Here is an 8,182-nt window from a genome sequence, read left to right on the forward strand (position 1 = left end):
GGCGAATCGAGGCCAAGGCGGGCCCGCCCGGGACACGCTACGAGCACGTCCCTGTGCGCTCGGGTTTGGCCGGCCATGGCCAAACACGGTCCCGGGCGGGCCCGCCTTGACCTCGATTCGGTGCCACTGGAGACGTTGCTCGCCGTCCTGGAGAGAGGCTTTGCAAAGAAACCGTCGTAAACGCCGGTGAACGGGCAGCGTCTGATCGAACGTAAGAATAAACCCGCGGGGCGGTGGTTTAGAGACGCCACCAGCAAGCCACCCTGGACGGACCCGATTTCAGCCAGCCCACGGCGACACCCCGGGCGGGTCCTGCTACCCAAGGCGGGCAATCGGGCCGGGCTGGCCAGGACCGTGTCCGGCCATGGACGGCCGGACTCGAGCCCGCATGGAGGCGTCTTTTTGCGTGTCCTGGCCAGCCCGACCCGGTTGCCCGACCCCCGATGCGGAGACCAACCCCACCCTAAAAAAACCGACCGCAAAGCCTCTGGTCAGAAACGAATTCTCGCTAAGTCGCCGACCCGGCCATCCATTTCCCGAGGCTCCGTCCTTGGAGAATAGAGAGATGGAGAATGAAGGGGACCCGAGGGGCGACACAACGGGGTGTCCTTGATGGGGGGTGGATCGGAATGAGTCAATTCCCGCTATTCCGCGAAGAACCTTTTGCCGAGGGCGGCTGGCGCGACGCGTAGCGCTGGGCGAGCACCGCGCCCACGATCAGCTGCATCTGATGAAACAGCATGATCGGCAGCAAAATGGCGCCCACGGTGGCGTCCGGGAACAGCACCTTGGCCATCGGCACGCCGCTGGCCAGGCTTTTCTTGGAACCGCAGAACACCACCGTGATTTCGTCTTCCTTGCTGAACCCCAGGCGCCGGCTGAGCTGCATGGTGGTGGTCAGGGACAGCGTCAGCAGCACCGCGCAAATCACCAGCAGGCCGGCCAGCGCCGTCCACGGGGTGTGCTGCCAAAGCCCTTCGTTCACCGAATCGCTGAACGCGGTGTACACCACCAGCAGGATCGAGCCCTGATCGACCACCTTAAGCAGTTTCGGGTGGCGTGCCAGGCGCTGGGCGATCAGCGGCCGGCACAGTTGCCCGAGCACGAACGGCAGCATCAGTTGCAACAGGATTGCGACAATGGAATCCAACACCGAGCCGCCGCCGCCAGTGGCGCCCAGCATCCCCTCCACCAGGACCGGGGTAATGAAAATGCCCAGTAGCGTGGACGCCGAGGCGCTGCAAATCGCCGCCGGAATATTGCCGCGTGCCACCGAGGTCAGCGCGATCGCCGATTGCACCGTGGCCGGCAGTGCGCACAGATACAGCACGCCCAGGTAGAGATTGTCGGTGACCAGCGGCGAGAGCAGCGGTTTCAGCGCCAGGCCGAACAGCGGGAAGGCGGCGAAGGTCACCGCGAACACCAGCAGATGCAACCGCCAGTGCAAAGCGCCGGCGATGATCGCCTCCCGGGACAGCTTGGCGCCGTGCAGGAAAAACAGCAGCGCGATGGCGGCGTGGGTGAGCCATTCGAAGCCCACCTCCGCGCGGCCCTGCACCGGCAATACACTGGCCAGCAGCACCGCGCCCAGCAGCATCAGGGTGAAATTGTCAGGTCGGAGGCGGGAGATCATCATTTCAGTTTTCAGTTTTCAGAGTTTGGAGTTCGGAGCGCGGCTTTCGGTGACGGGCTGAAAACTGAACACTGAAAACCGAACACTGCTCTTAAGCTCTTTGTATCGGGAAGGGCAGCACCTGCTCAATGCGAGTGGCGCCGGTGAGGACCATTTGCAGCCGTTCGATGCCCAGCGCCACGCCACTGCACGGCGCCAAGCCCGCCTGTAGGGCGGCCAGCAGATAGCGGTCCGCGGGCATGGCCGGCTTGCCGGCGGCGCGGCGGCGCGCGTTGTCGGCATCGAAACGGCGTTGCTGCTCGTCGGCGTCGGTGAGTTCCTGATAGCCGTTGGCCAGTTCCAGATGGCGGTGATAGATCTCGAAACGCCGTGCCACCAGAGCACCGTCATCGTCTTCGCGGGTTTGCGCCAACGCCGCCGCCCAGCCGGGGAAATCGGTGACCACGGTGAGCGCGTCCCGATCCAGGGACGGCTCCACCACCGTGGCCATCAGAAAATCCACCGCCTGGCGGTAATCCAGCCCGGCCGGCGCGCCGGCCGCTTCGGCCCGGGCGACCAGGGTGTCGGCGCGGGCGCTCAGCGGGTCTTCGCCGGTGGCGTCGGCGAACAGGGCGCGAAACGTCACGCTGCGCGGTGCCGCGCCCAGTATGGGTGCGAGCAGTTCGACGCACTCCTGAACCAGTGCCGCCAGGTCGAAGCCCGGGCGATACCACTCCAGCAGCGTGAACTCCGGATTATGACGCCCCCCCGCTTCGCCGTGGCGGAACGCGGGCGCGATCTGGTAGATCGGTCCGCTGCCGGCGGCCAGCAGCCGTTTCATATGGTATTCCGGTGAGCTTTGCAGCCAGCCATAGCCGGGCACTTCGATGCCATCGATGTGCTCATCGGTGACGCCGTGGGCGGCCAAATGCGGGGTGCGCACTTCCATCACCGCGCGCTCATCGAAAAAAGCGCGTACCGTCCTGAGCAGGTCGGCGCGCGCCTTCACCGCTTCCAGGGTGGCGCTGGGCGACCAGTCGTTCACCGCTCAGCCCTTGATGCGGCCCACGTACTCGCCGGTGCGGGTGTCCACCTTGACCACTTCGCCGGTCTGCACGAACAGGGGCACACGCACCACCGCGCCGGTGCTCAGCGTGGCCGGCTTGCCGCCGGTGCCGGCGGTGTCGCCCTTGAGGCCCGGGTCGGTCTCGACGATCTCCAGCTCCACGAAGTTGGGCGGCGACACCGACAGCGGTTCACCGTTGTAGAGCGTCACCTCGCACAGGTCCTCTTCCTTGAGCCACTGCTTGGAGTCGCCGAGGGCGGCGCTGTCGGCGGCCTTCTGCTCGAACGAGGTGGGGTCCATGAAGTGCCAGAACTCGCCATCGCTGTACAGATACTGCATGGTCACGTCCATGACGTCGGCGCCTTCCAGGCTTTCGCCGGATTTGAAGGTGCGCTCCCAGACCTTGCCGCTCTTCAGGTTGCGCATGCGCACCCGGTTGAAGGCCTGGCCCTTGCCGGGTTTGACGAACTCGTTCTCGAGGATGGAGCAGGGGTCACCCTCGAACATAACCTTCAAGCCGGACTTGAATTCGTTGGTAGAATAGCTGGCCATATAAATTGATCCGTTGATTCAGGAAATTGCCGATGGCTTCTCAAAGGCTGGCCATGATAACGCAGGAGGCCGACGGTTGGCAGATGCCGGACTGGCGCCGCCAACAGGCGGATCTGGTCACCGATCTGGACGAGCTGTGCGCCCTGCTGCGGCTGCGGCCTCAGGACCTGCCCGGCGGCGCCGACGGCGCCAGTGATTTTCCGCTGCGGGTGCCGCGCCGCTACCTGGCGTTGATCGAGCCCGGCAACCCCGCCGATCCGCTGTTGCGCCAGGTGATCGCCACCGGCGCCGAGCGGCAAACGGTGCCCGGCTACGGGCCGGACCCGCTGGAAGAGGGCGAGCACACGCCGGTGCCCGGGCTGCTGCACAAATACCACGGCCGTGCCCTGCTGGTGGTGACCGGCGCCTGCGCGGTGCATTGCCGCTACTGTTTCCGGCGTCACTTTCCTTACCAGAGCCATTTGTCGGGCGGTCGCTGGAAGCGGGCGCTGCAGTGGCTGGCGGGCCGCGAGGACATCCACGAAGTGATCCTCAGCGGCGGCGACCCGCTGACCCTCGGCAATGAACGGTTGGCGCAACTGGTCGATGAACTGGCGGCGTTGCCCCATCTGACCCGCTTGCGCATTCACAGCCGCACGCCGGTGGTGATTCCCGAGCGCCTTGACGAGGGGCTGCTGGCGCTGCTGGCCGCGCCGCGCTGGCGAACCACCCTGGTGCTGCACGCCAACCACCCCCGGGAAATTGGCGCCGAGCTGGCGGCTCGCCTGCGCCCGCTGCGGGCCGCCGGTGTCACTCTGCTGAACCAGGCGGTGCTGCTGGCCGGCGTCAATGATAACGAAACCGCCCTGGCGGGGCTGTCCGATGCCCTGTTCGACGCCGGCGTGCTGCCGTATTACCTGCATCAACTGGATGCGGTGGCTGGCGCCGCGCATTTCGCCGTCAGCGATGAGCGCGCTTTGGCGCTGCACGCCGCCCTGCGCGCTCGCCTGCCCGGTTTTCTGGTGCCCAGGCTGGCCCGGGAGGAGCCCGGAAAAGCCGCCAAGACGGTGCTCGCCGGCTGATCGCGTCGCCGCGCTGGTGGGCGCGGCGGCGAATGTACAATCACGGGTTCTTCACGTAGTGTTCTGTGATGTTGGTCACATTTTATCCGCCCTGTGACGGCACACCACTCTAAGCACACCACTCTAAATAGGCGGGAGAACACCGCCACGGTGAGGGACCCCCCATGGAGAAGGCCTGGACGCTGCCTCCGCCGAGCCCGACGAACGGCCTGACCCGATTGTCCGTGGCCAGCGCGCGCCCGCGACGGCTGCAAAGCTGGCTGCCGCTGCTGCGGCCGCGCCCGCTGCCGGAGAGCGCCGAGGTGTTGGCGCGATTGCTCGACGAACTGGCGCGCTTGCGCATTGATCATCGCCGCCGTTATCAGCTTCTGGAGCTGTGCCGCCCGCACGCGGGCGTGTTGATCGAGCGGCTGCAAAGCCAATGCCTCAACCTGCCGCTGGCGTCTCCGGAGAGTGGCTTGCAGGCGGCCGCCCTGGCACACCGGCTGGGCGAGCATCTGGCCCGTGGCTATCAGCAAGTGGCGGGCTCGCTGCTGCGCCGCCAGCAGACCGCCGGCACCGCCCTGGCAAGTGCCCTGCAACGCGCATGCGACGCGCTCGCGCAACGGCTGTATCTGCATTTTCTGCTGGCCACCGCGCCGGAGCCGGAGCTTTGGGCACGCCTGCATCGTCTGTACGCGGTGGCCGAGCAGGCCGCGGTGGAAAAGGTGGTGGTCGGTGATGACAGCACCCCCGACGGCACCGCCTCCACTCATCGGGTCTACGCCCGCTTGCTGCTGCTGGCCAGCGCCCAGCCCAATCAATTGAGCCCGCCCTCGTTGCTGGCGCTGCGCCGGGCCAGCGCCCACTGGGTGACCTGGCCGGAGCTCTCCACGCAGCCCGGGGACGCGCTGTTTCTGATCGATCTGGATCGCGACGCCCCGCCCCGTCCGGTGTCCGCCGGGCCCGCTGGGTGCCGGCGCTACTTCGATACCCGACCGCTGGCCACGGCCCTGGGCGAAGACCGGGCCGGCCAGGGCGGGTTGCTGTCGGAGCCGTTGCTGCAACACCTGCGCTGGGCCTGGTTCGGGCCGCGCCAGCGTCAGTTCGCTCGCCGCCCTGACACGGGCGAGCTGCTGCTGTGCCTGGGGTTGTCGTCGGTGCACGATCAACTGGGTCGGCACACCGATGAAGACGGTCCGCATCGCGCCCGCTGCATCGACAGCGGCGCGGGCGGCCACTGTTTGCAGTGGTTGGGGCGTGTTCCGGAGACACTGCGCACCGGCGGATTGCTGGCGCTGCGCGACCCCCGGGGCGGCGGTTGGCGGGCGGCGCAGATCCGCTGGGTGCGCCGCGCGCCGCCGCGAGTGCGTTTCGGCGTGGAACTGCTGCCGGAATCGACGCGCGCGGTGCGCGTCAGCCACCACGGTGAGGCCGCGCCGGAGCCGGCGTTGTTGTTGCCCGCGCCCACCGCCATCGATTCCGCCACCCTGTTGGTGGATGGGGCACGTTATCGCAGCGGCGCCTGTGTGACGCTGTGGGATCAGACCCCCCGGCATGCCTGCCTGGGGCTGCGCCTGGCCGGCTCCTCGGAGGTGGGGCATTACACCCTGCGCGAGACGGCGGGCTGATTGTTCGCGCGCCCGCGCAACCGGGCGCACTGCTGCTTTGGCGAATGCCCGGTCACTCAGGCACAATAGGCGCTCTACGAATAATGGATGAGCGCTATCGCCGATGAATTACGCTCTCGATACCCTCCGATTATTGATCGCCCATGACTCCCAGGATGACGCGGAACAGCTGATGAACGCGCTGCGCAACGCCGGCCGCGCCACCCGGGCGGAGCTGGCGCTGGGCGAGGACGATCTGGTGCAGGCCCTGAAGGGCGGTGCCTGGGAGCTGATGCTGTGTCGCCCGAAGTTCGGCGACGGCAGTTTCGAGAGTGCCATGGCGCACATCAACCGGCTCGGCAAGGCTCTGCCGGTGATTCTGCTCAGCGATGACTACAACGCCACCGTGGTGCGCGACGCCTACGCCGCCGGTGCCCGCGCGGTGGCGCCCAAGGACGACCGCGACATGCTGATGCTGTGCGTGGATCGGCTGATGGAGTTTCTGCGCTTGCGTAAAGAGCTGCAGCACTCCGAGATCGCGCGTCACGAGGCGGAAAAACGCCTCGCCCAGTTGATGGACCAAAGCCGCGACGCGATTGCCTACGTGCTCGATGGCATGCACATTCACGCCAACGATAACTACGTGCGCCGGTTTGGCTACCAGCGCGCCGAGGATCTGGCCGGCGTGCCGATCATGGACATGGTCTCCGCCAGTGATCACGGCGGGCTTAAACAGCTGCTGCGCAACCGTGCGCAAGACGAGAGCCAGACCCACGAGCTGCAATGCCGTGGCGTGGACACCGCCGGCAACGAGTTCGCCGCCACCTTCGTGTTCGCGCCCAGCACCTACGACGGCGAAGCTTGTACCCAGATCGTGATCCGCACCGCCGACGTGGATGAAAGCGCGCTCCAGGAGCGCCTGCACGAGATCAGCCAGACCGATCACGTTACCGGCCTGTACAACCGCCCCTGGTTCATGGAGCAACTGGATCAGGCGGTCGGCGAGGCGGTGCGCAATGGCCTGCTCACCGCGGTGCTGTATCTGCGTCTGGATCATTACGATCAGCACCAGTCGGCGCTGGGCGTGGATGGCGCCGACCAGGTGCTCAAACGGGTCGCGGACTGGCTGCGTAGCGAAATCGGCGATGGCCGTTTGGCGCGTGCTGATGGCGTCGATTTCGCGGTGCTCAAACGGATCAATGACATCGACGAAGCCACGCAACTGGCGGAGCGGTTGCGTACCGGTATTGAAACCCTGATGCCTGAAGTGGGTGGGCGCACCGCCCACGTCACCGCCAGCATCGGTGTTGCCTTTGTGCGTGAAGACGCGCGCAGCAGTCAGGATATTCTGACCAAAGCCTTGAAATGCTGTAACCAGGCCCAGCGGGAAAACAACGAACAGGGCAATGTGGCGAAAATCCACGACCCCATGGACGACGTGGCCGCCGGTTCGTCCGAGGCGATTGCCCTGAGCATTCGCCAGGCACTGGAGAAAGGCGCGTTCCGGCTTCGCTACCAGCCGCTGATGAGCCTGGAAGATCAGGATGAGCAGGTGTTCGAGGTGTTCGTGCACATGCCGCAAAAGCAAGGCGACGATCTGGCCGCCGCCAGCTTTATGCCGGTGGCCGCCGACCAGGGGCTGGCCGGCAAGGTGGATCGCTGGGTGGTGTTGAACGCGATGCGCGCCGCCGCCGCCCACGGGGGGCGGATCACCCTGCTGGTCAATCTGAGCGGCTATTCGCTGAGCGAACCGGGCCTCACCGACTGGCTCACCAAAGCGATGCGCGCGGCGCGTCTCGAAGGGCGGCAGATCATCTTCCAACTCTCCGAAGGCGACGCCGTCAATCACCTCAAGCAGGCCGCCGGCTTCGCCGCCACCATGGCCGAGCAGGGCTGCGGGCTATCCATCAGCCGCTTTGGCGGCGCCCTGGACCCGTTCAAGCTGTTCGAGCATATCCCGGTGACCATGGTCAAGTTCGAAGGCTCGTTCACCCAGGAACTGGGTAAACCCGAAAGCCGCGAACGCTTCGCCCGGATGATCCAGCAGGTCAAGGACAGCGGCCGCCGCACCGTGGTCGGCTTCGTTGAATCCGCCGCCCAGATGCAAACCCTCTGGACCCTCGGCGGCGTCGATTACCTGCAGGGCTATTACCTGCAAGCGCCGATGGATCGGTTGGAGGTGACGGAAGCCACGGAAGGATAGGGGTGGCCGCTGTAGTCTGGAGTGTTGGAGGGTCAGCCGTGCGGAGAATGGGAAGTAAGTTAAAAGTTAAAAGTTAAAAGGTGGCGTTGGACTGGCCCC

Annotated in this window: 6 protein-coding genes; 3 read left to right on the forward strand and 3 right to left on the reverse strand. The window is 66.1% G+C overall.

Annotation, left to right across the window (positions count from 1 at the left end; translation table 11 throughout):
* Positions 1–634 precede the first annotated feature (634 nt).
* From CGS25_RS04720 to efp, 3 genes are all read right to left on the reverse strand, one after another.
* Complete coding sequence (locus CGS25_RS04720) at positions 635–1,636, reverse strand: bile acid:sodium symporter family protein (protein ID WP_101674735.1); 1,002 nt, start codon at positions 1,634–1,636, stop codon at positions 635–637.
* 88 nt (positions 1,637–1,724) lie between these two features.
* The gene (gene epmA, locus CGS25_RS04725) at positions 1,725–2,657 is read right to left on the reverse strand and encodes an EF-P lysine aminoacylase EpmA (protein ID WP_089033515.1); all 933 of its coding nucleotides are present in this window, start codon (positions 2,655–2,657) and stop codon (positions 1,725–1,727) included.
* Positions 2,658–2,660: 3 nt separating this feature from the next.
* The gene (gene efp / locus CGS25_RS04730; RefSeq protein WP_089033514.1) at positions 2,661–3,230 is read right to left on the reverse strand and encodes an elongation factor P; all 570 of its coding nucleotides are present in this window, start codon (positions 3,228–3,230) and stop codon (positions 2,661–2,663) included.
* Between the two features lie 53 nt (positions 3,231–3,283).
* Between efp and epmB the strand changes: the two genes are divergently transcribed.
* The 3 genes from epmB to CGS25_RS04745 all read left to right on the forward strand — a co-directional run bounded on the left by epmB (position 3,284) and on the right by CGS25_RS04745 (position 8,083).
* On the forward strand, positions 3,284–4,291 hold the full coding sequence (epmB, locus tag CGS25_RS04735) for an EF-P beta-lysylation protein EpmB (protein WP_089034607.1): 1,008 nt from the start codon (positions 3,284–3,286) through the stop codon (positions 4,289–4,291).
* A 164-nt stretch (positions 4,292–4,455) separates the two neighbouring features.
* Positions 4,456–5,901, forward strand: coding sequence for a hypothetical protein (locus tag CGS25_RS04740; RefSeq protein WP_101674736.1), 1,446 nt, complete (start codon positions 4,456–4,458; stop codon positions 5,899–5,901).
* A gap of 103 nt (positions 5,902–6,004) precedes the next feature.
* Positions 6,005–8,083, forward strand: coding sequence for an EAL domain-containing response regulator (locus tag CGS25_RS04745; protein ID WP_101674737.1), 2,079 nt, complete (start codon positions 6,005–6,007; stop codon positions 8,081–8,083).
* Positions 8,084–8,182: the final 99 nt, after the last annotated feature.

Origin of the sequence: Alloalcanivorax mobilis, from assembly GCF_002864685.1 — a bacterium.
Lineage (GTDB): Bacteria > Pseudomonadota > Gammaproteobacteria > Pseudomonadales > Alcanivoracaceae > Alloalcanivorax > Alloalcanivorax mobilis.